The sequence below is a fragment of the Streptomyces sp. NBC_01190 genome (assembly GCF_045039895.1).
Taxonomy (GTDB): Bacteria; Actinomycetota; Actinomycetes; order Streptomycetales; family Streptomycetaceae; genus Actinacidiphila.
The window spans coordinates 2,175,050-2,198,557 of record NZ_CP108580.1; the positions used below are offsets into that span (position 1 = coordinate 2,175,050).

19 protein-coding genes and 3 tRNA genes are annotated in these 23,508 nt (G+C 71.7%); 12 read left to right on the top strand and 10 right to left on the bottom strand.

The window, feature by feature from the left end:
* Positions 1-17: 17 nt before the first annotated feature.
* Together efeB and OG519_RS09265 are read left to right on the top strand one after the other, a co-directional pair.
* A complete protein-coding gene (efeB, locus tag OG519_RS09260; protein WP_405592588.1) occupies positions 18-1,307 on the top strand; it encodes an iron uptake transporter deferrochelatase/peroxidase subunit in 1,290 nt (429 codons plus the stop codon).
* Positions 1,308-1,527: 220 nt separating this feature from the next.
* Positions 1,528-1,698 (top strand): hypothetical protein, encoded by a 171-nt coding sequence (locus OG519_RS09265; protein WP_405581094.1) that lies wholly within the window; start codon positions 1,528-1,530, stop codon positions 1,696-1,698.
* A gap of 24 nt (positions 1,699-1,722) precedes the next feature.
* Here the strand turns inward: OG519_RS09265 and OG519_RS09270 are convergent, their stop codons facing one another.
* From OG519_RS09270 to OG519_RS09280, 3 genes are read right to left on the bottom strand one after another with little or no spacing between them, the layout of a single operon-like run.
* Positions 1,723-2,130, bottom strand: coding sequence for a PIN domain nuclease (locus tag OG519_RS09270; protein ID WP_405581096.1), 408 nt, complete (start codon positions 2,128-2,130; stop codon positions 1,723-1,725).
* The gene (locus OG519_RS09275) at positions 2,127-2,360 is read right to left on the bottom strand and encodes a type II toxin-antitoxin system VapB family antitoxin (protein ID WP_405581099.1); all 234 of its coding nucleotides are present in this window, start codon (positions 2,358-2,360) and stop codon (positions 2,127-2,129) included. Before OG519_RS09275 ends, OG519_RS09270 begins: the two co-directional genes overlap by 4 nt.
* Positions 2,303-3,304, bottom strand: a complete 1,002-nt coding sequence (locus OG519_RS09280; protein WP_405581102.1) for a hypothetical protein — start codon at positions 3,302-3,304, stop codon at positions 2,303-2,305. The genes OG519_RS09275 and OG519_RS09280 overlap by 58 nt, the downstream gene beginning before the upstream one ends.
* Before the next feature lie 479 nt (positions 3,305-3,783).
* Between OG519_RS09280 and OG519_RS09285 the strand changes: the two genes are divergently transcribed.
* Together OG519_RS09285 and OG519_RS09290 are read left to right on the top strand one after the other, a co-directional pair.
* Complete coding sequence (locus tag OG519_RS09285; protein ID WP_405581105.1) at positions 3,784-4,542, top strand: GntR family transcriptional regulator; 759 nt, start codon at positions 3,784-3,786, stop codon at positions 4,540-4,542.
* A gap of 107 nt (positions 4,543-4,649) precedes the next feature.
* Positions 4,650-4,829 (top strand): hypothetical protein, encoded by a 180-nt coding sequence (locus tag OG519_RS09290; protein WP_405581108.1) that lies wholly within the window; start codon positions 4,650-4,652, stop codon positions 4,827-4,829.
* Positions 4,830-4,933: 104 nt separating this feature from the next.
* Here OG519_RS09290 and OG519_RS09295 read toward each other — a convergent pair whose 3' ends face one another.
* On the bottom strand, positions 4,934-5,623 hold the full coding sequence (locus tag OG519_RS09295; protein WP_405581110.1) for a hypothetical protein: 690 nt from the start codon (positions 5,621-5,623) through the stop codon (positions 4,934-4,936).
* A 288-nt stretch (positions 5,624-5,911) separates the two neighbouring features.
* Here OG519_RS09295 and xerC point away from each other — a divergent pair, with 288 nt between their 5' ends.
* Positions 5,912-6,838: a tyrosine recombinase XerC gene (gene xerC / locus OG519_RS09300; protein WP_405581113.1), complete on the top strand. Its 927-nt coding sequence runs from the start codon at positions 5,912-5,914 to the stop codon at positions 6,836-6,838.
* A 77-nt stretch (positions 6,839-6,915) separates the two neighbouring features.
* Here the strand turns inward: xerC and OG519_RS09305 are convergent.
* From OG519_RS09305 to OG519_RS09315, 3 genes are all read right to left on the bottom strand, one after another.
* A tRNA-Ile gene (locus OG519_RS09305) sits at positions 6,916-6,989 on the bottom strand.
* Positions 6,990-7,144: 155 nt separating this feature from the next.
* Positions 7,145-7,217, bottom strand: a tRNA-Asn gene (locus OG519_RS09310).
* Between the two features lie 5 nt (positions 7,218-7,222).
* A tRNA-Asn gene (locus OG519_RS09315) sits at positions 7,223-7,295 on the bottom strand.
* 221 nt (positions 7,296-7,516) lie between these two features.
* On the opposite strand from OG519_RS09315, the gene OG519_RS09320 reads away from it, so the two are divergent.
* The 6 genes from OG519_RS09320 to OG519_RS09345 all read left to right on the top strand — a co-directional run bounded on the left by OG519_RS09320 (position 7,517) and on the right by OG519_RS09345 (position 14,918).
* The gene (locus tag OG519_RS09320) at positions 7,517-7,813 is read left to right on the top strand and encodes a YtxH domain-containing protein (protein WP_405581116.1); all 297 of its coding nucleotides are present in this window, start codon (positions 7,517-7,519) and stop codon (positions 7,811-7,813) included.
* Positions 7,814-7,964: 151 nt separating this feature from the next.
* A complete protein-coding gene (locus OG519_RS09325; RefSeq protein ID WP_405581118.1) occupies positions 7,965-9,410 on the top strand; it encodes an FGGY family carbohydrate kinase in 1,446 nt (481 codons plus the stop codon).
* 228 nt (positions 9,411-9,638) lie between these two features.
* A complete protein-coding gene (locus tag OG519_RS09330; RefSeq protein WP_405581121.1) occupies positions 9,639-11,375 on the top strand; it encodes an ABC transporter ATP-binding protein in 1,737 nt (578 codons plus the stop codon).
* A 44-nt stretch (positions 11,376-11,419) separates the two neighbouring features.
* Complete coding sequence (locus tag OG519_RS09335; RefSeq protein ID WP_405592590.1) at positions 11,420-13,336, top strand: ABC transporter ATP-binding protein; 1,917 nt, start codon at positions 11,420-11,422, stop codon at positions 13,334-13,336.
* A 141-nt stretch (positions 13,337-13,477) separates the two neighbouring features.
* Positions 13,478-14,425 (top strand): DUF3048 domain-containing protein, encoded by a 948-nt coding sequence (locus OG519_RS09340; RefSeq protein ID WP_405581124.1) that lies wholly within the window; start codon positions 13,478-13,480, stop codon positions 14,423-14,425.
* A 52-nt stretch (positions 14,426-14,477) separates the two neighbouring features.
* Positions 14,478-14,918 carry a hypothetical protein gene (locus OG519_RS09345; protein WP_405581127.1) on the top strand — a complete coding sequence of 147 codons (441 nt, stop codon included), beginning with the start codon at positions 14,478-14,480 and terminating at the stop codon, positions 14,916-14,918.
* 8 nt (positions 14,919-14,926) lie between these two features.
* Here the strand turns inward: OG519_RS09345 and OG519_RS09350 are convergent, their stop codons facing one another.
* From OG519_RS09350 to OG519_RS09360, 3 genes are all read right to left on the bottom strand, one after another.
* Positions 14,927-15,214, bottom strand: coding sequence for a hypothetical protein (locus tag OG519_RS09350; RefSeq protein WP_405581130.1), 288 nt, complete (start codon positions 15,212-15,214; stop codon positions 14,927-14,929).
* A 139-nt stretch (positions 15,215-15,353) separates the two neighbouring features.
* Positions 15,354-16,478 (bottom strand): hypothetical protein, encoded by a 1,125-nt coding sequence (locus OG519_RS09355; protein ID WP_405581132.1) that lies wholly within the window; start codon positions 16,476-16,478, stop codon positions 15,354-15,356.
* Positions 16,479-16,632: 154 nt separating this feature from the next.
* Positions 16,633-18,660 (bottom strand): hypothetical protein, encoded by a 2,028-nt coding sequence (locus OG519_RS09360; protein ID WP_405581135.1) that lies wholly within the window; start codon positions 18,658-18,660, stop codon positions 16,633-16,635.
* Between the two features lie 349 nt (positions 18,661-19,009).
* On the opposite strand from OG519_RS09360, the gene OG519_RS09365 reads away from it, so the two are divergent.
* On the top strand, positions 19,010-23,476 hold the full coding sequence (locus OG519_RS09365; protein ID WP_405581138.1) for an FtsK/SpoIIIE domain-containing protein: 4,467 nt from the start codon (positions 19,010-19,012) through the stop codon (positions 23,474-23,476).
* The last annotated feature ends 32 nt before the right edge of the window (positions 23,477-23,508 follow it).

Consider the following 23,508-nt stretch of genomic DNA (forward strand, 5'->3'; position numbering starts at 1 on the left):
TGAACGACACTCCGGACATCACCCCAGAGCCCCGCGGTTCCGAGCCGACGGCGGTCAGCCGCCGTCGCCTCCTCGGTGCGGTAGGGGCCGGAGCGGCCGTGGCCGGCGCCGCTCTGGGAGCGGGCGGCGCCGCGCTGGCCAGCAGGCACGACGACCGTGCGGGCGGCTCCGGCGGCCCGGCGGCCGTCGAGGCGTCCACCGTGCCCTTCCGCGACGCGCATCAGGCGGGTATCGCCACCGCGTCCCAGGACCGGCTGTGCTTCGCCACCTTCGACGTGGCGTCGACCGCGTCGGCCGCCGACCTCAAAGTGCTGCTGAAGAGCTGGACGACGGCGGCCGAGGCCATGGCGGCGGGGCGGCCGGTCCCCGGCGACCCGGGCGACCTCAACTCGCCGCCGGACGACACCGGTGAGGCGATAGGGCTGACCCCGGGCCGGCTGACGATCACCATCGGATACGGACCGTCGCTCTTCGACCACCGTTTCGGTCTGGCCGGCCGCCGCCCGTCGCTGCTCAAGCGGCTGCCGCAGCTTCCCGGCGAGAATCTGGACCCGGCCAACTCCGACGGCGACCTGTGTGTCCAGGCGTGCGCCGACGACCCCCAGGTGGCCTTCCACGCGATACGGAACCTGCGCCGGCTCGGCTTCGGCACGGTGGTGCCGCGCTGGATGGAGCTGGGCTTCGGCCGTACCTCCTCCACCTCCCCGCAGCAGGCCACCCCGCGCAATCTGATGGGCTTCAAGGACGGCACCCGGAACATCGACGCCACCGACGCCTCGCTGATGGGCGAGCACGTCTGGATCGGCGACGACGAGCCGCAGCGGTGGGCCCGCGGCGGCTCCTACCTGGTCAGCCGGAAGATCCAGATGCGGCTCGAACAGTGGGACCGCGACCGGCTCGGCGACCAGCAGGACGTCTTCGGCCGCCTCAAGTCCAGCGGGGCCCCGATGACGGGGGCGAAGGAGTTCGACACCCCGGACTTCGCCGCCAAGGACAGCGCCGGGCAGTACGTCATCCCGGCCACCTCGCACATCCGGCTCGCCGCCCACGAGAACAACAAGGGCCTGCGCATCCTGCGCCGCGGCTACTCCTACACCGACGGCATCAACCCGGAGACGGGCGATCTGATGGGCGGTCTGTTCTTCATCGCGTTCATGAAGAGCCCGGACCAGTTCGTCACCCTGCAAAGGGTGCTCGGGTCGCACGACGCCCTCAACGAGTACATCCAGCACATCGCCAGCGGTGTCTTCGTGACCCCGCCCGGCCTCTCCCCCGCCCAGGACTGGTCCACCCAGCTCTTCGGCTGACCCCGGCCGCCCCGGTTGCCCCCGCCCGCCCCGGCTGACCCCGGCTCCACCCGACCTGGTCCGCTCCCCGCTCCCTCGCTGGGGGGCGGGGGCGGTGCGGGCCCGCGGTATGGGCCGGGAGGCTGAAAAGTGGCGGGGGTGGCGGGGGAGGGGCAGGCTGGAGCGCAGACGGGCCGCGTTCGCCGTCCGCCGGTTGTCCACCTGAGGAGGCATCCGCGCCATGGCGTTTCTTCTGCTGCTGGTGGTGATCGTGGCGCTCGCGCTGTTCCTCATCGGCGTCATCGCGCACGGCCTCTTCTACCTGCTGATCATCGGCATCGTGATCTTCGTGCTCGAGGTGCTCTTCATGGCCTTCCGCCGCCTCGGCTCCGGCCGCCGCTCCCGCCGCTGACACCGGCCACCACACCCGGCGGGATCAGACCCGCACGTCCCGCTGCCGGACGTCCTTGAGCACGCCGGCGACGGTGGCGAAGTCATTGTCGACGTGGAGCACGGTGTGGCCGTGGTGGACGGCCGTCGCGCACACCAGCAGGTCAATGGCTCCTGCCGCGCGGTGCTGTCCTCGCTGGGTCAGCTTGTACTGAGCGGTGTCCACCCACCGCCAGGCGCCCTTCGGGACGGAGGAGAGAGGGCAGAGCGCGTCCAGCTCCTCCGCGAGCTCGTCCCGATGAGAGGGGCCGGTCGCCGAGTGGAGAAACTCGGCGCGCGTCGGCTCGCAGAGGTGGAACACCCCGGCGGCGATGTGCCCTTCCCAGGGGGCCAACGCGCCGGGGACCCGGAACAGGTACCAGAGGGCGGAGGTGTCGAGCAGGTAGCTGATCACTCAAAGGCCTCGCGGCGGGCACGCTTCGCCGCGTCATGCGCCGCCGCAGCCTGTTCGAATTCGCCGCTCGCCCCCCGCGCGGCCAGCTTCTCGGCGGCTTCGAGCCGCTTGATCCGCGCCACGTAGTCCCGCAGCGCCGCGTTGACGGTCTCTTTCTTCGTCGTGACACCCATCAGCCGCATGGCCTCGGCAAGTGCCTCGTCATCGAGATCGATCTGTGTGACGGACATCGGACACCTCCAGCATCCCAATGTATGCCATCAGCATACAACACCAACATCGGGCCCGAACTCCGACCCACTCGCCAGGACCCACACAAGGCCGACGGCACCGGGGTGTGGTGGACGACGGACGACCTGACCCGCACCGCGGTTGTCCGGCTCGACGGCTCTACGACTCGACGGCACTGACGCTCACCGGACGGCGGACGCACCTGGTCCGCCACACAGCGGGTCGCAGCCGACCGCGGCCAGACCGCTGCTCTTCCTCCATCGCGTCGATCCGCTCCTGCGAGATCATCGGGATCGGCCCGGCGCCGAGCGGCCCGACCGGACCGATAACCCGTGTGACCGACCCCCCGGGGGCGTTCGATGGGCCCCTTCGAGTCGTCTGCTACCTGCTCATCGTCAGTGGCGTCTGGTCCCAGCTCATCTGTCGTTCCGTCAGGCAGGCCGGTCTTCTCCAGCGGCGCCGGCTCTGGCTTCGGCGGGCGGATGATCTCGATGGGTGAGCAGTCGGCCGGCTTCGGCGTGTGGACTCCCGCCTCGACGACGACGATCCGCCCCTCGGACGGCGCGGCCCACACGTCCATGTCCGGGTCGTGACCGGCCGTCTGGAGGAGGCTGAGGGTACGGTCCATGACCTCGTCGTCGTGGCGGGTCAGGTCCGGGGGCTCCGGGTAGTGGTGGATGAATCGGCCTAGGCGGTCGCACAGGCGGGCGTACACCGCGGTGTGGAGGATGAGGGCGTGCCACCCCTCCTCGACGACGCGAGCCGGTGCGATGACGGTGGCGGGGTTGGCCGCGGCGATGGCGACGAACGCGAGGGCTTCGGTGACGATGCGTTCGGCGGTGAAGATGTCCATGCTGAGGTTGTTGGTCCTGACCGTCTGGGCGACGGCGTCGAACTCCGGCGGGGTCAGTAAGCCCCGGGCATCGAGAGCGGTTGTGGTCATGGTGGTCCCTCTCATGGTGGTGGCGGTTGGGCAGGGGTCAGGTGGCTATGCGGAGCGGGCACCGGCACGGCGGCCACGCCGCGGCGAACTTGGGCGTCGGCGAGGCCGGTATGACCTGCCTCGCGGACTCTGAGACGCGCTTCCCGGTGCTGGAGTCCACGGTGTAGATCCGCACGGCGAGGCCGGGGTGTGCCGGCTGCTGGGCGGTCACCGCTCGCCCCAGGGGAGTTCGGCCCATACGGCGCAGCCGTCCACGGTCGCGCCGTATATCGCTGCCAGGCCGCCGAGGATCGTCTGGCCGGGGCCGTGCAGGGAGTGGAGCGGGAGCGGCCGGTCGCGGTGATCCGCGTGCGTGCGCCGGCCGTGGAGACGGTCAGCTCGATCTTCGACGGGTGGACGGCTAAGACCGCGACGAACAGTTCGCCGGTGATCTGCCCGGCGGCTTCGTGCTTGGAGCGGGTGGCCTGAGGGTGGCGCGCATGGCCGAGCAGCCGGAGTACCTGCGCATCGCACGCGAGTTGCGCGCGCAGATCGCCGACGGCACCTACGGAGTGGGCGACCGGCTCCCGACCATGCCCGAACTGGCAGAGGCACACTCGGTGTCCGACACGACGATCCGTCACGCCCTCGCGCTGCTCCGGTCCGAGGGCCTCATCGAGACCCGCACCCGGGCAGGCAGCACCGTCCGCGACCGCCCGCCCGTACACCGCATGCCGGCCGACCGGTACCGCACCAAGCCCGGGGCGCAGGCCACCGCGTTCACTGTGGACCAGGGCATCGGGTGGTCGGAGTACCGCCTCGACAAGCGGTTCGAGAGGGTCCGCGCCGATGCCGAGCTGGCGGCGCTCTTCGAGGGCGAGGTGGGCGAGCCGCTGCTCGCGCGGCACTTCGTCTTCTACGACAACGACAGGCCCACCCAGATGTCGACCAGCTACGTCCGCTGGTCGGACGTTGGCGGTACGCCCGTCGCCGACCCGATCAACGAACCCTGGCCCGGCGGCACCCGCGCGCAGCTCGCGCACATCGGCATCCGCGTCACCCGCATCACCGAGAGCTTCACCACCGGCATGCCCACCGAGGAGGAAGCGGCCACACTGCGGATCGGCGCCGCCATCCCCGTGCTCCGCTTCACCCGCCGGCACCTGGCGGACGACGGCCGTGTGGTCGAGGTCGCCCACCCGATCGTTCGCCGCGGCGACGCCACCGTTGTTGAGTTCGCCGTCGACCTCGACGACTGAGGCGCCCGTCGCGCTGTTGACGGGGGCCACCAACCGCACAGCCACATGGGATTGGAACTCCCACCGTACCGCCGGGGTCCGACAGCGGGGCCGGGTATACGTCGCGTATGACATCGAGGCGGCTGGCGGTACATACGGCGATCCTGACAGTCGTGCTCGCGGTGACGTGGGCACCGCTCATGCACTGGGGTGCGGGCAAGTCCTGGGCCTACACGGCGCTGCTGGGCGCGGTCATCGTCGCCGGCGGGGTCGTCACGCGGTTGGTGGTGCGTGCCCTCCACCGCTGAGGCGCCCCGCCCGGACGCACGAAAGCCCCCGCCCGGACCCTGAGGTCCAGACGGGGGCGGGTGTAGCAATCAGCCGAGAAATATTACAACCGCAGGTCAGAGCATCACGCGTCGACATCCCACATGAGCCAGTACCCGTCGTAGCCGCCACCGAGGTACAGATGGTTGGACGTGTCGCCCGGGTCGATCGACGGTGCGATGTACGCCGCGGCGATGGTGACGTTGCCGTCCGGGTCGATCTCTTCCGCCCGGATCACGAACATCCTGAGCCCGGCGATGCCCTTGTAGGCAGGGTTGTTGCAGAAGGGCGCGTAGCCTTCCGCGCCGGGCGACGATGTTCCAGTCGACACGTACCGGGAGACCGACCCATCAGCCTTGAGGATGGCCGCGTCCAGCGTGAACGCGGTGCCGCCCCGGAGGAATGACGGGGCCCACAGCACCCGGTGGCCGGTCGCGCAAGGGATGGCCTTCGACACGGCGGGCAGCACCGTCCACGTCGCCGCCGCGGTGAGGACGACGATCCCCGCGCCCACCGGGTCGTCGTTGATGAACCCGCCGGATCCACCACCGCCGCCGCTGTGCTGGTCGGTGTACGTCTTCGCCGCGGCCAGCGTGCTGACGTCGCCCTGGTCCGCGTGCGCGCTGGCCGACGCCAGGGTGGTGCCGGCCGCGACCATGCCGGAGGTGGTGCCGACATCGAGCAAGGCCGCGTCGCCGAAAGTCGACGGGTCGAGCAGCACCGTGTAGGGGAAGGCGCCCCTGCCCGACCTGGAGCAGACCCGCAAGCGCTTCACCCTCGTCGTCCGCGTCACGCTCGGGGACTGGCTCGACGAGTGGGCCGAGTCGCGGAAGACCCGGATGACCACCACGAAGAACTACAAGTCCCACATCCGCGTGCACCTCAAGCCGGGCGTCGGCCACCTGCGCCTGGACCGGATGGCCGTGCGGCCGTTCCAGGAGTTCTTCGACCGGATCGACGAGCAGAACGAGGTGATCCTCGCGGAGAACGCGGCCCGCCGGGAACAGGTGGCACGGGCGACCTGGGGGAAGCGGTCACGGCCGCCGAGCGGGAGCGCCTGGCGGTGGAGAAGGCCAAGCTCGATGCCATGCCGCCCTTCCGGCGCATCACCGGGCCGGCCACGAAGCAGCGGATCCGGGCGACGCTGCGGACCGCGATCCAGGCCGCGATACGGCAGCAGCTCATCGACGACTTCAACCCGGCCAAGCACGTGGAGTTGGTCTCGGGGAAGCGGCCGAGAGCGAAGGTGTGGACCGACCAGTACGTGGAGCACTGGCGGAAGACCGGGCAGCGGCCGTCGGCGGTGATGGTGTGGACGCCGGAGCAGATCGGCGCGTTCCTCGACGCGGCCGTGGACCACCGCCTGTACGCCTTCTACCACCTGGTGCTGTTCCGCGGCCTGCGCCGGGGTGAGGGCGTCGGCACGGACAGGGTCAACACCGACCTGGACGCCCACGAGCTGACGGTGCGGCGGACGATCGTGGTGGACGGATGGACAGCGATCGAGGAAGACCCGAAGACGGAGGAGTCGGCGGAGACGATCGCCTTGGACTCGGTCACGGTCATGGCACCGCGGGAGCACCGGCAGCGGCAGGACGCCGAACGGGAGGCCGCAGGCGACGCGTGGACGGAGACGGGCAAGGTCTTCACGGACGAGCTGGGCGGGTGGCTCCACCCCGACCACGTCTCGGAGGAGTTCCGCCGGATCTACGAGGCGGCCGGCCTGCCCCCGATCAACCTGCGGGACGCCCGGCACTGCGCGGCGCTGCTGATCCACGCGTCCGGGGGCGACATCCACAGCGTGAAGGAGGTGCTGCGACACGCCACGATCCAGCTCACCTCGGACACGTACACGAGCCTCTTCAAGGACGTGGACCGGGCGTTGGCGGAGAAGGCGGCCACCCTGGTCCCCCGCGCCCGGCGTGCGGCTGTGAAGATCACCGGGACGGATGCTCACGCATCGCTCACGCAGGGGGCAGAATCGCCGTGACGGCCACTCCCCCACTATCCGGCCTGAAAGTGCTAGCTTCGCAGGTGATTCGCGCTAGCACCGGACCCGGCACAGGGTGGGGCGGGTGGGACTCGAACCCACGACCGACGGATTATGAGTCCGCTGCTCTAACCGGCTGAGCTACCGCCCCGTCCGGCGCGCCGTGCGCGCCGTCTGCCGCAGCATAGCTGCTCATACGATCTGTCGCCCTCGCGGGTCACAGACGAGGCATCAGGTGGACACGTGGGAGGGGAAACACGGGTTGCCGGGCATGAAAAAGGACCCCACAGGGGCCCTGATCCTGCGCTCCCCCGACTGGACTCGAACCAGTAACCTGCCGGTTAACAGCCGGCTGCTCTGCCAATTGAGCTACGGAGGACCGAGCTCCCCCGACTGGACTCGAACCAGTAACCTGCCGGTTAACAGCCGGCTGCTCTGCCAATTGAGCTACGGAGGATCGCTCTGTGTGCACCGAATGCACCCGCCCGGGTCTTCCCGGAAGGCGCACGCTCGGTGCGACACATACATTAGCGCAAGTGGAGGGGTGCTCCGCCAACCGGTTGTGCCGGGGTTGCCACCCGGGCACGCAGGGTAGGCGCGAACCAGGCGCGCACCGGTGGCAGAAGCAGCCGAAGAAGCAGCCGAAGAGGTCCGCGCGGGACGAAGAAGGGTGGAGCCATGGTCCGGCTGACGTTCATCACAGGAGCTGTTGTCGGGTACGTACTCGGCGCACGAGCGGGGCGGGAGCGGTACGAGCAGATCCGCAAGATCGCCCAGCAGGTCGCGCAGAACCCCGCGGTGCGCAACACCGCGGAGAGCGCCGTCCACCAGGGGCGCAGCGCCGCCTCCAAGGCCGCCGACTCGGTGACCGCGAAGTTCGGCGACCGGCTGCCGGACGCGCTGGCCACCAAGGTGCGGGCGATGGGCAACGGCCACACCCCGGATGACGCCTGGGGCGGCAGCTCCACCAGCTGAGCCCACGCGACCCCGTGTGACCCGGCTGACCCCACGCGACCCCGTGTGACCCGGCTGAGCCGTCGCCCGACCAGCACCGCCCACCCCCGGCGACGTCAACGAGATCGATCCGTGAGGCGCGCACCGCCCCCGGTGCGGCATCATCTGCCCCATGGGCAAAGTCGCCGGGATAGACAGCTCGACCTCAGGCACCACCGTCGTCGTGTGCGACAGCGACACCGGGGAGGTGCTCCGGCAGGGGCATGCCCCGCATCCGGTCGGGGAGGGTGAGAAGCCGACCGAGATCGATCCGCAGGCCTGGCTGCTCTCGCTGGGCGAGGCGGCCAAGAACGGTGTGCTGGAGGGCGTCCAGGCGATCGGCATCTCCGGCCAGCAGCACGGCCTGCTCGCGCTGGACGCCGGCGGCGTGACCGTACGGCCCGCGCTGCTGCGCGGCGACAAGCGGGCGCAGGCGCAGGCCGCGGACCTCACCGAGGAACTGGGCGGCCCGGCGGCCTGGATGGAGGCGGTCGGCGCCGTGCCGCAGGCCTCGCATCCGCTGGCGAAGCTGCGCTGGCTGGCCCAGCACGAGCCGGCCACGGCCAAGCGGACCGCCGAAGTGCTGCTCCCCCACGACTGGCTGGTCTGGCAGCTCCTGGGCCGCCCGTCCCGCCGGACCACCGACCGCGGTGACGCCTCCGGCACCGGCTACTGGTCGGCGGCCACCGGCGAGTACCGCACCGATCTGGTGGAGCGCGCCTTCGGCCACCCGGTGGCGCTGCCCGACGTGCTCGCTCCCGCCGAGCCGGCCGGGCAGACCCCCGAGGGCCTGCTGATCTCGGCGGGCACCGGCGACACGATGGCCGCCGGGCTCGGGCTCGGGCTCGGCCCCGGCGACGCGGTGGTCTCGCTCGGCGCGGGCGGCACCGTCTTCGCGGTGCACCAGGAGGCGTTGCGGGACCCCACCGGCACGGTGACCGCGTTCGCCGACGCGACCGGCCGCCATCTGCCGCTGATCCACGTACGCAACGCGGTCCGCACCCTGCGCGCCACCGCCGAGCTGCTCGGCACCGATCTGGCCGGGCTCTCCGAGCTGGCACTGCGGTCGACCCCGGGCGCGTACGGCCTGGTGCTGCTGCCGTACCTGGAGGGCGAACGCACCCCGGACCTGCCGCACACCGCCGGCACGCTGGCCGGGCTGCGGCGGGACTCGATGAAGCCGGAGCATCTGGCGCGGGCCGCCTTCGAGGGCATGCTCTGCGGTCTTGCCGACGCGGTCGACGTGCTGCGGGACAAGGGCGCGCCGGTGCACCGGGTGTTCCTGCTGGGCGCGGCCGGGGAGCTGCCGGCCGTGCAGGCGATCGCCGCCAGCCTGCTCAACGCGCTGGTGATCGTGCCGGAGGCGGCCGAGTACGCGGCGATCGGCGCGGCCCGGCAGGCCGCCTGGTCGCTGGGCGCGGTGCTGGGTTCGCACACCCAGGCCGAGCCGCCGCAGTGGTCGCACAACGCGACCCGGCTGCTCGATCCGGGTGACGACGCGGCGGTGGGTTCGGCGGTGCGCCAGCAGTTCAGCGCGGTGCGCGAGAACATCCACCCGGGAGCTTTTGCCGCGCTTTAACCACCTGCGCCGGGGGCCTGTCGGAAGATATGGTTGCCCGCTGGTTCCGGGCACCCGGCCCAGTTCGGCGCCGCGACCGTGCGGCGCCGCGCCCGCGGTCCGGCGGCCGGTCAACCCCGACGGCACGCCGGACGTCTGCTCAATAAAAAACCAGTCGAAAACGTCGAGAACCAGTCAAAAGCAGTCAAAAGCGTCGTGCGCCACCGAGGTATCCCGAGGTATTGAGTTGTGCTGATCCGACTCCTGCGCTCCCATCTGGGGGCGTACAAGCGCCCCATCGGCCTCCTGGTGCTGCTCCAGCTCGTGCAGACCATGGCCACCTTGTACCTGCCGACCCTCAACGCGGACATCATCGACAACGGGGTGGTCAAGGGCGACACCGGCTACATCGTGCATGTGGGCGGCGCCATGCTCGGGGTCACCGTGGTCCAGGTGATCTGCGCCATCGGCGCGGTCTTCTACGGCGCCAGGACCGCGATGGCGGTCGGCCGGGACATCCGCGCGTCCGTCTTCAACCAGGTGCAGACGTTCTCCGCCCGCGAGGTCGGCCAGTTCGGCGCCCCCTCGCTGATCACCCGCACCACCAACGACGTCCAGCAGGTCCAGATGCTGGTGCTGATGACCTTCACGCTGATGGTGTCGGCGCCGATCATGTGCGTCGGCGGCATCGTCCTGGCGCTCGGCCAGGACGTACCGCTCTCCTCGCTGCTGCTCGCGGTGGTGCCGGTGCTGGGCATCTCGGTGAGCCTGATCATCCGCAAGCTGCGGCCGCTCTTCCGCACCATGCAGACCCGGGTGGACAAGGTGAACCGGGTGCTGCGCGAGCAGATCACCGGTATCCGGGTGATCAGGGCGTTCGTCAAGGACGACTACGAGCGGCGCCGCTTCGGTGAGTCCAACGACGAACTCACCGCGGTGTCGCTGGCCACCGGCCGGCTGCTGGCGCTGATGTTCCCGGTGGTGATGGCGGTGGTGAACCTCTCCAGCGTGGCGGTGCTGTGGTTCGGCGCGCACCGCATCGACAGCGGCGGGATGCAGATTGGCGCACTGACCGCGTTCCTCAGCTATCTGATGCAGATCCTGATGTCGGTCATGATGGCCACCTTCATGTTCATGATGGTGCCGAGGGCCGAGGTGTGCGCCGAGCGCATCGAGGAGGTGCTGGGCACGAAGTCCAGCGTCGTACCGCCGATCGCACCGGTCACCACCTTGGCCCGCCACGGTGAACTGGAGCTGTTCGAGGTCGACTTCGCCTATCCGGGCGCGGAGGCGGCGGTGCTGCGCGGGGTGGGCCTGGTGGCCAGGCCCGGTGAGACCACCGCGGTGATCGGCTCGACCGGCAGCGGCAAGTCCACCCTGCTCGGCCTGATCCCCCGGCTCTACGACGCCACCGGCGGGCAGGTGCTGGTGGACGGCGAGGACGTGGCGGAGATAGAGCCGGCGCTGCTCGCCGAGACGGTGGGACTGGTCCCGCAGAAGCCGTACCTCTTCTCCGGCACGGTGGCCACCAACCTCCGCTACGGCAAACCCGACGCGACCGACGAGGAGCTGTGGCACGCGCTGGAGGTGGCGCAGGCCAAGGAGTTCGTGTCCGGCCTCGAAGGCGGCCTCGACGCGGCGATCGCCCAGGGCGGCACCAATGTCTCGGGCGGCCAGCGGCAGCGGCTGGCCATCGCGCGGGTGCTGGTCAGACGGCCGGAGATCTACCTCTTCGACGACTCCTTCTCGGCGCTCGACTACGCCACCGACGCGGCGCTGCGCCGGGCGCTGGCCCGGGAGACCTCGGACGCCACGGTGGTGATCGTCGCCCAGCGGGTGTCGACCATCAGGGACGCCGACCGGATCGTGGTCCTGGACGAGGGCCGGGTGGTCGGCACCGGCACGCACGCGGAGCTGATGCGGGACAACGAGACCTACCGGGAGATCGTGTTGTCCCAGTTGACCGAGCAGGAGGCCGCGGCGTGAGCGACGACACTCAGAAGCCGGCGATCCCGCGTCCGCCGCGTCCGATGGGCGGTCCGGCCCGCTTCATGGGCGGCGGCCCGGTCGAGCGGTCGATGGACTTCACCGGCTCGCTGAAGCGGCTGATCGGCCTGATGCGGCCGGACCGCTTCTTTCTCTGGCTGATGCTGGCGCTCGGCGTCGTGAGCGTGTCGCTCGCGGTGACCGGGCCGCGCATCCTGGGCCACGCCACCGACCTGATCTTCGCCGGGGTGATCGGCCGGCAGATCAGCGGCGGCTCCAAGCGGGAGGCGCTCGACTCGCTGCGGGCGCACGGCCGGGACAAGATCGCCGACGTGCTCTCCGGCATCGACTTCACCCCCGGCCAGGGGATGGACTTCCACGCCATCGCGAACGTGCTGATGCTGGCCCTCGGGGTGTATCTGGTGGCCTCGGTGCTGAGCGTCTTCCAGATGCGCTGCGCCACCCGGGTCATCAACCGGACGGTCTACCGGCTGCGGGGCGACGTGGAGGCCAAGCTGTCCCGGCTGCCGCTGTCGTACTTCGACCAGCAGCCGCGCGGCGAGGTGCTCAGCCGGGCCACCAACGACATAGACAACATCGGTCAGAGCCTCCAGCAGACGATGGGCCAGCTCGTCAACTCGCTGCTGACGATCATCGGCGTGCTGGCGATGATGTTCTGGATCTCCTGGCTGCTGGCGCTGGTCGCGCTGGTGACCGTGCCGGTCACGCTGCTGGTGGCGACCCGGGTGGGCAAGCGGGCGCAGCCGCAGTTCGTGCAGCAGTGGAAGACCACCGGGGTGCTCAACGCGCACATCGAGGAGATGTACACCGGGCATGCGCTGGTGAAGGTCTTCGGCCGGGCCAAGGAGTCCGCGGAGATCTTCGAGCGGGAGAACGAGGCGCTGTTCCGGACCGGTTTCCGGGCGCAGTTCATCTCCGGCACCATCCAGCCGATGATGATGTTCATCGGCAACCTCAACTATGTGCTGGTCGCGGTGATCGGCGGGCTGCGGGTGGCGTCGGGCGCGCTGTCCATCGGTGATGTGCAGGCCTTCGTGCAGTACTCGCGGCAGTTCAGCCAGCCGTTGACGCAGGTGGCGAGCATGGCGAACCTGATCCAGTCCGGGGTCGCCTCGGCCGAGCGGGTCTTCGAACTCCTCGACGCCAACGAGCAGTCGGACGAGCCTTCGGTACCGGCCCGGCCGGCCGAGGTGCGCGGCCGGGTGGCCCTTGAGGAGGTGGCCTTCCGCTACGAACCGGAGCGGCCGCTCATCGAGAACCTGTCGCTGACGGTGGAGCCCGGCCACACGGTGGCGATCGTCGGCCCGACCGGGGCCGGCAAGACCACCCTGGTCAATCTGCTGATGCGGTTCTACGAGGTGTCCGGCGGGCGGATCACGCTCGACGGCACCGACATCTCGGTGATGTCCCGGGAGGAGCTGCGCTCCTCGATAGGGATGGTGCTCCAGGACACCTGGCTCTTCGGCGGGACCATCGCGGAGAACATCGGCTACGGCAGCGACGGGGCCACCCGCGCGGACATCGAGGCGGCGGCCCGGGCGGCGCACGCGGACCGTTTCATCCGTACCCTGCCGGACGGGTACGACACGGTGATCGACGACGAGGGCGCCGGGGTGAGCGCGGGCGAGAAGCAGCTCATCACCATCGCCCGGGCGTTCCTCTCCGATCCGGTGATCCTGGTCCTGGACGAGGCGACCAGCTCGGTCGACACCCGGACGGAGGTACTGATCCAGCGGGCGATGGCCCAGCTCAGCCACGGCCGGACCAGTTTCGTCATCGCGCACCGGCTGTCCACCATCCGGGACGCCGATGTCATCCTGGTGATGGAGTCCGGCGCGATCGTGGAGCAGGGCACGCACGCGGAACTGCTCGCGGCGCAAGGGGCGTACGCCCGGCTGTACGCGGCGCAGTTCGCGCAGGCGGTGGTGGAGGTCGACTGATCCGCCACGGAGACCCCCGCGATGGGCCGTTCGTGTGCCCTCCCCCGTGCGCGCTCCGCCCGAGGACAACCCGGCCCACCGGGTTCACCATGGAGTGATGGCGACCGCCATGTTGACGCGCTCGGGATTGCGGGAGCAGCGATGAGAAGACGGCACGCGATAGGAGCAGGCGTCGCGGGGGCGCTCGCGCTGGGAATGGCCGCCGGATGCACCGGCTCCGGCGGCCACGGCGGCACCGCGAGTCCCACCCCGTCCCCGACCACCGCCACGTCCCGTCCCACGGCGTCCGTGCTCACCGGTGAGCCGGGCGCGGCGGGCAGGGTGCTTGCCGTGAAGGTCGACAACGTGGCCGCGGCCCGCCCGCAGACCGGGCTCAACAGCGCGGACCTCGTCTACGCCATCGAGGTCGAGGGCGGCCTCTCCCGGCTGATGGCGGTCTTCGACACCAAGCACCTGCCGCCGGTGATCGGTCCCGTCCGCAGCGCCCGCGAGACCGACCTCCAGATCCTCACCGAGTACAACCACCCGGCGCTCGCCTTCTCCGGCGCCCAGAGCGAACTGCTGCCGGTCCTGAAGAACAGTTCCGACATCGTCGCTAAGACCGGGACGAAGAACTTCTTCCGCAACCCGGACCGGCCCGCCCCGCACAACGAGTACATCCACCCGGCGGGCCTCGCCGACCAGGCCGGGGTGGCCAAGAGCATCGGGCTGCGCTTCGCCGCGGCGACGCCCCCGGGCGGCACGCCGGCCACCGCCGCCTCGGCCTCGATGCCCGCCGCGCGCTTCACCTTCACCTGGAACGGGTCGCGGTACCGGGTGGCCATGGACGGCACGCAGTCGCCGTGGACGGCCGACAATGTGATCATCCAGCGGGTCACCGTCAAGGAGTCCCGCTTCCACAGCCGTACCGGCTTCGTACCGTTCTCCCAGACCGTCGGCAGCGGTACGGCCGAGCTGCTGCGCGGCGGCCGCTCGTACACGGTGCGGTGGGACCGCCCCGCGGCGACGTCCGGGACCTCCTACACCCTGAACGGCCGCACGGTGCCGCTGCGTCCCGGCCGGACCTGGATCGTCCTCGCGCCCAAGTGACCGCCCCCGCCCGCGCGTCGGACCGCCCGGACCCGGGTACGGGGAAGCCGTGATGCTCATCGCGTACGTGGATCCGCACGGTGGCTGCGCCGCGGGGGACGGCGGGTGCCGGGATCAGTCGGTGCACGCCCTGTGGATCATGGGCGGTCTGCTGGCCGCCGGGCTGCTGATCGCCCTCGTCACGGTGCTCGTCCTCGACGCCCGCCGCAAGAGGCTGCTGGCGCGCGGGACCGCCGCCCAGGCCGTCATCACGGTGCTCGACCCGCGCGGCCCGGTCAGGGACGCGGGCCGGGTCAAGGTGGCGGTCACGCTCACCGTGACGCCCCCGGACGGCGGCGCGTCCTTCGAGACGTGGACCACCGAGAGGTTCCCGCTGACCGCCCTGCCCCAGGTGGGCTGGGCGGTCCCGGTCCGCTACTGGCCGGACGACCCGCACCGGGTGGCGCTGGCCGGGCCCGCCGGGCCGGTCCGGCCACCGGTCCCGGAGGGGTAGCGGGGCCGTCAGGAGCCGGTGTGGCCGGGGTTGTTGAGCTTCGCCTGGTCCTGCTGCGCCTTGGTGATGAGGCGCTGCTCCTCGGCGGGGTAGGAGTCGAAGAGCCGGCTGAGCGCGTTCTTGCGGCCGGTGAAGTCGGTGGCCCAGCGGTCGGCGGCGTCGCCGACCCAGGTGTCGGCGCCCATCAGGTCGGTGACCTTCTGCAACGCGGCGCGGATGGTGGCGACCGAGGTCTCGATCTGCCGCATGTCCTGACGGCACTGGTAGTCGAGCCGGTCTTCTGTGGGTACGGGCACGGGATTCCCTACGGGTCCGGAGTCGGGCGGGTACGGGGTTCTGGCGGTACGGGTCGGCCGGTCGCGTCGCCGGGGTGCTCGGGCGGTACGGGCCAGGTCGGGACGGTACGGGCGGGTCGGGCGGGTCGGGCGGTACGGGTCAGGAGACGCGGATCTGGAGCACGTAGTCCGTCAGGCCGCCGAGGAAGAGGCTGCCCGACCGGTAGGCCATGGCGCCGGGAAGCGGGCAGGGCAGGTGGAGCGCGTCGACCGGCTTCGGGATCCGGCAGGGCTTCGCGGCGCCGGCGCCCTCGTTCTCATGGGCGACCAGGTCGGCCCGGCCCGCGTGCAGATGGACGACGGCGCCATTGCCGCCCGACGGGTCGTAGACCTGGGCGAAGACGCCGTCCGCGCCGTCGCCGGCCAGCCACCGCACATTGAGCTTGGCGGCCGCTCCCGGCAGCCCGGCGATCCGCGCCGGGACCAGCGGCTTGCTCAGTACGCCGTCAGGACTGACAGCCAGCACGTCTTCGAGCAGCCCGGGAACGCGCGGCCCCAGCTCCTCCGGGGTGAGGTAGGCGGTGCCCGACCCGTCCACGGCGCTCTCCGGGCCCAGTCGCAGCGGCAGCGCGTCCGGGCCCTTGCCGGTGATGCGGTACAGCCGCTTCAGGGTGCCGTTGTCGAGCGACCACAGGACGTCCTCGTCCGTGATCAGCACCGCTCCGTCCCGGCCGACACCGACCGGGCTCGGGGTGGCGGCGAAGGAGAATCCGGCCGCGGCGGCCGAGGCCGGCACGGGGGCGCCGGACGCGCGGGCCGCCCCGGCGGCGCCGGCCAGGACCGTGGTCACGCCGCCCGGGGCGATCTTCTTCACCTGGCTGCCGACGCCGACGACGAGGGAGCCGTCGGGCAGCGCGACGACGCCGGAGACGCGGTCCTCGGCGTCGGACGCGGCCGTCACCACGGCGACCTTCCGGTCCGGCTCCAGCCTGATCAGCTTCTGCCCGAGGCCGTAGACACTGCCGTCGGCGGCGGTCGTCAGGCCGGCCGGGCTGCCGCTGAAGCCGTAGAACGCCACCTGCCGGGTGCCGGCGTCTCGGCCGCCGGCCGAGAAGTCCAGCACCTGGGCGGCCTGGCCCTTGGCGAGGGGCGCCCAGCTACCGCCGTCCCCCTTGCCGCCATGGCCGCCGTGGCCGTGACCGCCGCCGCCCGATCCGCCGCAGGCGACGGCGGCGCCCGCGAGCAGCGCGACAGCCAGGCCGGCCAGCGACTTGCGCAGGATCATTCGGAGGTGCCTTTCGGATACGGAGCGGCGGGAGCGGCCGCTCGGACGGGGTGGAAGGGAGGACGGATCGGACGGATCGGACGGATCGGACGGGGCAGAGGGGAAGAGGGGAAGAGGGGCCCGAACAGATCGGACCCGGCCGGCCGCGACGGCCCTAGCTGGAGCGGAAACGCCCCGCGCCCAGGTCGAAGCCGTTGCCCATGGTGGTCTTGTAGATGTTCTCCACCTCTGGGTCGCGCTGCGCGATCCCGGTCCACCAGCCCTCGAAGTCCTGCTGGTCGTGGCTGCCGGGCCGGAAGGTGATGGTGCCGCCGGACCACTCGGGGTGGTTGGGCGGCGGCTGGATCCTGCCGGAGGCCACCAGTCCCTGCACGACGGAGACCCGCATCTGCGCGTAGTCGTCGAAGACGGTGACCTGCGCGTCGGTGTCCACGGTGGCGGCGTTGCCGGTCGAGAAGGCGGCACTGGCGATGGGGAGGCCGCCCCAGATCGCGGCTTTCACGAAGTCGGCGGGCACGTTGTTGGTGGGCACGCTGGCCACGAAACCGCCCACCGCGTTCAGCCACTTGATCTCGTTGAGATGGTCGGCGTCGGTCCTGGCGGCCGCGTCGTAGTCCACCTTGGTGCCCGCCACCGACACCTCGCCGCGCAGCTCCGCCAGGTTGGACAGATACGCCTGCGCCTGCTGGCTGTCCGAATCCCGGGCGAAGGTCAGCGCGACCTGGGCGTTGACCGCGTTCACCACGTTGTCGCCGTCGGCGTGGTTCCGCATCACCTCGCTGAGGAAGTCCCGCATGGTGTCGCGGCTGGCGTGGATCATGAAGGGGCCGTCGCCGTCCGGCTGGATCGCGTAGGCCCCGTCGCCGTTCTTGCCGTCGGTCGAGTAGGCGAAGTCGGGGACGTACCCGGCGAAGACCTGGGCCAGCGCGTGGGTGAGGTCGGCGGGGACGGCAGGGTACTGCTCCTTCTGGTAGTCGTCCCGGTTGCCTTCGAGGGTGTATTCGGCCGCTCCGGCGTTGACGACGTTCGCGGCGGCCTCGGCGGACTGCTGCCCGTGGTCCTTGCGGTCCAAGGTGGCCGCGGTGATGACCGCGGCCGGCCACTTGGCGTCGTCGAAGGCTTGCGGACCGGGGGTCTGCCAGGTGTAACTGACCAGTTCCTTCGCGTGGTTGGCACCGTCCGGACCGGTGAGGAGCTGCCGGGAGGCGTCCGCGTTCTCGCTGACCCGCCGCATCAGGGCGAGGGAGGGGTCGTTGGCGTCGATGCCGGGGATGTTGGCCGCCGCGGCGTCGGATCCGACGGTGAGGTAGTCGACGCCGAGACCGAGCGACTTGTACCAGGCGTTCTTGTCCTCGACGTAGCCACCGGGACTGCCGATGCTGAAATCCGGCGCGGAGTAGCCGGGCCGCATCTGCTGCTTCGAGCGCCAGTCGAGCATCGCGCCGCCCACCGAGGACAGCACGGTCGGGTCCCAATCGGCGCCCGAAGGGCCGTACTTGAAGAGCATGCCGACCGACCACATGTCCCCGCCGGCCGGCTGGGTCAGCTTCTTGAGGTAGTCGGGCGGCAGGCTGATCCGGCCCTGCTGGGCGAACGTGGTGGCCGCCGCCACGCCCTGGCCGAACTCGGCGAGGATCTTCTCGGAGTCCTTGCTGAGCACGACCCCGTCGTGGGTGCCGTCCTGGCCGTGCAGGATGCGGGCGGCCCGCGCCGCCTGGTCGAGGCCGCCGCCCGCCATGAACGCCTGGAGGTAGGCGGGGTCGTCCTGGTGGTCGGCGAGCGACTGGGCGACCTCGGCGATGGTGGCCCGCGACTGGGGGTCGTCCGGGTTGTCCATCGCCTGCTTGAGCTCGGCCGCCTCCTGCTGTGCCTCGACGGTCGTGTTGATCTTGCTGATGTCCCAGGGGATGGTGACCCAGTCCGGGTGCGGGCCGTTGGGATCGACGAAGCGCGGCTGGTGCTGCATGGTGAACGCCTCGTCGGCGCGGCGGGACATGGTCCTGGCGTCGTCGTGGATCTGGGCGGCCTGCTGGGCGAGCAGGCCCTGGTTGAGCTGCCCGTTCCACTCGGCGAAGAGGCGCCGGATCGTCGCGCCCTCCTTGTCGAGCGCGTCGGCGAGATCCTTCAGGCGGTCGGCCAACTGCCTTACGCGCTGCGGATCAACTCCTGCGAAATCACCCATCACGGCCCCCGTGTCAAGCCGCCGCCCGATCGGCGCGCGAGCATGCGCCATCCTCGCTCACCGCAGGCCGGAACCCAACCACCTTGGCCCGAAAGGCGTCCGGTCACCGGGCGGACCGGTGGTGGCGCGCTCTGAACGACGCCGGACGGCCCGCGGGCGGTTCGCCGAGCGTCAAAGTCGCTCCCGTATCGGCGAGTTGGGGAGGCGGTCGGTCGGGCGGCGGCCCCCGCCCGGACCCGGTCCCGCGACACCCCGGGACTGTCCGGGAGTTGCGCCGAGCTGATACTCCTATGGACGGGAAAAATGGGCGGCGGGCCAGGAATTGGCCGACGGGGGAGGTTGCCATCCCATGCGGATCACCGTGACGGTCGTACAGCAAGGCGTGGACGGGCAGGACGTCCTGGTATCGGCGGAGGACACCACCACCGCCGGGGATGTGGCGCGGGCGCTTGCGGCCGCGCCGGTCGGGACCGGGGGCGCCGCAGGGCCGCCCAAGGCGAACAGGGTCGTGCTGCCGTTTCCAGGGCCGCCGGCCGTCCCCGGGACGGTCGGCGCCGAGCCCGCCTTGTGGGCCGACGGGGTCCGCTGCGATCCGGCGGCCCGCGCCGCGGACGTACTGCGGGACGGTATGCGCGTCACCGTGGACGACTCGATCGGCCCGTTCATGCGCGCCGGCGAGCCGACCGGGCGCTACGAGCTGCGGGTGTGCGCGGGACCCGGCGCGGGACGGGTGGCCCGGCTTGACCTCGGCACCGCTGCGGTCGGCTCCGGCCAGCGCTGCACGGTGTCCCTGCCGGACGACGCCCTCGCCCCCACGGCGGTGAAGGTGTCGGTCGCGGCCGACGGACGGGTGACGGTCGCGGCGCACCCCGGCGTCCCGGTGACGCTGGAGAACGAGCCGCTGGCCGGCGAGCGCCCATGGCCGCTCGGTGCCCAGGTGAAGGCGGGCGACTCGGTGCTGGTACTGGACCGGCCGAGTGCGCCCGACGCACATCTGTCGGCGATGGGCGAGGGCGGTCTCGCCTACAACCGGCCGCCGCGGCTGTCGTCGCTGCCGCCGCGTGCCCGGCTCTACGTGCCGCGGCCGCCGGGGAAGGGCGAGGGCGCCCGGTTCCAGATGATGGCGGCCGTGGTGCCGCTGGCCTTCGGCCTCGGCATGTATCTGATGGTCCATCAGGTCTACATGCTGCTGTTCTGCCTGATGAGTCCGGCCATGCTGATCGGCCAGTGGGTGAGCGACTCACGGGCCGGCAAGAAGAAGACCCGGGTCTCCGCGAAGCAGTACAAGGCCGAACTGGCCGCTTATGAGGACGACTTGGCTGCCGCCCGGCTCGCCGACCAGCGGGAGCGGCGGGCCGCCTTCCCCGACGCGGGCGAGATCCTGCTCTTCGCCACCGGACCGCGCCGCCGGCTCTGGGAGCGGCGGATCACCGATCCGGACGCGCTGCGACTGCGGATCGGGGTGGCGGACCTGCCGGCCGACATCGAGTTGCAGCCGAAGGGGCATGTGGCCGAGGACGCGCCGGCGCCCGTACCGCCGCTGGTGCACGACGTGCCGGTGCCGCTGCCTTTCACCGAGCTGGGCGTCGTCGGCGTCACCGGTGACCGGTCCAGGACGCTCGCCACCGCCCGCTGGCTGGTCGCCCAGGCCGCCGCGCTGCACAGCCCGCGCGACCTGTCGATGGTGGTGCTGTCGTCAGCGCCCGACGCCGACAGCGCCTGGAGCTGGGCGCACTGGCTGCCGCACCTCGCTCCGCAGCAGGGGCAGAAGTGCGCCGCGCTGATCGGCACCGACCAGGAGACCACCAACCACCGGGTCGGCGAACTCCTCCAGGAGCTCGGCCGCCGCGAGGAGGACGCGGCGGCGACAGGTGGCGGCGGCCGACTGCGGCCCGACCCGTACGTCCTGGTCGTGCTGGACGGGGCGCGGCTGCTGCGCCGGACGCCCGGCGTCCCCAAGCTCCTCCAGGAGGGGCCGCGCTTCGGCATCTTCGCGCTCTGCACGGACGACGACGAACGGCTGCTGCCGGAAGAGGTACGGGTCGCCGTCTGCTGGTCGCCGCGGTCCGCCGGCCGGGTGCACCTGCGCGGCGCCGGTCTTGAACGGCTCGGCGACATCCTCGCCGACCAGGTCAGCGCCGAATGGTGCCAGTTGGTGGCCCGTTCGCTGGCGCCGGTCCGTGACGTCAGCCAGGACGACGCGGACAGCGCGCTGCCCACCTCGGCGCGGCTGCTCGATCTGCTGGGTATGCCCGACCCGACGGGACAGGACGTGGCGGCGGTCTGGCAGCGGGGCGGCTCGACCACCGCGGTGCCGATCGGGGTGGGCGCGGACGGCCCCTTCGTGCTCGACATCCGCAAGGACGGACCGCACGCGCTGGTGGCCGGCACCACCGGCGCGGGCAAGTCGGAGCTGCTCCAGACCCTGATCACCTCGCTGGCCGTCGCCAACCGGCCGGACGCCCTGAACTTCGTGCTCATCGACTACAAGGGCGGCAGCGCCTTCCAGGACTGCGCCCGCCTCCCGCACACCGTCGGCATGGTCAGCGACCTCGACCCGCATCTGACCGAACGGGCCCTGGCCTCGCTCGCCGCCGAGCTGCACCACCGGGAGCGGACCCTCTTCGCCGCGGGCACCAAGGACATCGAGGACTACGGCGACACCCGCCGGATCCGTCCCGGGCTCGAACCGATGCCCCGGCTGGTGCTGATCATCGACGAGTTCGCCTCGCTCGTCGGCGAACTGCCGGACTTCGTCGCGGGCCTGGTCGACATCGCCCGCCGCGGCCGCTCGCTCGGGGTGCATCTGGTGCTGGCCACCCAGCGGCCCGCCGGTGTGGTCAGCGCCGACATCCGCGCCAACACCAATCTGCGGATCGCGCTGCGGGTCACCAACGCCGACGACTCCCTGGACATCATCGACGCGCGGGACTCGGGGTCCATCGCCGAGTCGACCCCGGGCCGCGCCTACGTACGGTCCGGCGCGCAGCCGCTGGTCGGCGTGCAGTCCGCGCGGATCGGCGGGCGGCGGCCCGCGGCGGGCGGCCGGCGGGCCGGGGCGCGGGTGCGGCCGCTGGGCTGGTCCGCGCTCGGCCGGCCGCTGCCGCGCGGCCCGGAGGGTGACGGCGACGGCGACGCCACCATGGTCACCGACCTCGCGGTGCTCGTCGACGCGATCGGGGCCGCCGCGAACCTGATGGGCTTCGCGGCGCCGCGCAAGCCGTGGCTCGACCCGCTGCCCACCACGGTCACCGTGGACGCGCTGCCGGCCACCGGCGGCGACCCCGCCCGTGAGGTGCCGCCGATCGCGTACGGGCTCACCGACCTCCCGGCGCGGCAGGCCCGCGCGCCGCTCGCCGTCGACCTGGCGCAGGGCGAGCACGTGCTGATCGTCGGCGGCCCGCGCTCCGGCCGCTCCACCGCGCTGCGGACGATAGCCGGCGCCCTGGCCCGGGACACCTCGCCGCGGGACGTCCACCTCTACGCCGTCGACTGCGGCGCCAACGCATTGCTGCCGCTGGTCGGGCTGCCGCACTGCGGCGCCGTCGTCACCCGCGATCAGCCCGAGCGGCTGACCCGGCTGCTCGACCGGCTCTCCGGCGAGGTGGCCAGGCGGCAGCAACTCCTGGCGATGCGGGGCGCGTCGAGCGCGGCGGAGCAGCGGGCGACGGCCGCCACGCCCGAGGAGCGGCTGCCGTGGATGGTGCTGCTGCTCGACGGCTGGGAGGGCTATACCTCCACCTTCGAGACGTACAACTACGGCGCGCTGGTGGACGCGGCGGGCCGGCTGTTCCGCGAGGGCGGTGCCGCCGGGCTCAAGGTGATCATGACGGCGGACCGGTCGGGTTTCGGCGGGCAGATCTCCTCGGTCTTCGCGGACAAGCTGATCCTGCGGATGGCCGATCAGAACGACTACACGATGGGCGGTCTCACCACCCGCGAGATACCGAACGCCATGCCGTCGGGACGCGCGTTGCGGCCGACGGAGCAGGGCGTCCAGGAGAGCCAGATCGCCCTGCTGGCGCCCGAGCCGGCCGGTCAGGCCCAGGTGGGGGCGTTGCAGCGGATCGGGCGGGCGGCGGCCACCCGCGCCGAGGGGCTGCCCCGCTCGACGCGGCCGATGCGGGTGGACGCGCTGCCGCCCCGGATCACGGTCGCGGAGGCGATGGCGCTCGAACCGGACTTCACCGCTCCGTCGCCGCTGTGGACGCTGATCGGCGTGGGCGGCGACGAGTTGCGGCCCATGGGGGTCGATCTCCGTGAGGCGGGGCCCGGTTTCGTGATCGCCGGCCCCCCGAAGTCCGGGCGCTCCACCACACTGATCGCCGCGACCCGCACCCTGACGGCGGGCGGGGTGCCGGTCGTCCTGGTGACGCCGCGCCGCTCGCCACTGCGGGAACTGGCGGGCGCCGCAGGAGTGCTGGGGGTGCTGGGCGCCGACGCCGGCCGGGACGAGCTCACCGCGCTGACCTCGCGGGCCGGGGAGCAGCCGTACGTGGTGGTGGTCGACGACGCCGAACTCCTCTACGACACACCGCTGGACAGCGCGCTCGAGGAGGTCGTCAAGAGCGGTCTCGACGGGGAGCACGCGCTGATCGCGGCCGGATCCGCCGACCAGATGGGGTCGCAGTACCGCGGTTTCCTGGTGGAGGCCAGGCGGTCCAGGAACGGTCTGCTGCTGTCGCCCCAAGGCGCCTCGGAGGGTGATCTGTTCAATGTCCGGCTGCCCAGGGACGCGGGCGGCGGGCCGACCGGCCGGGGCCTGCTGATCCGCGGCGGCGAGGTGCTCCAGATCCAGGCGGCGGCCTTGGGCTGACGGTCACCCGGCGAACGCCGGGGGGCCGGGCC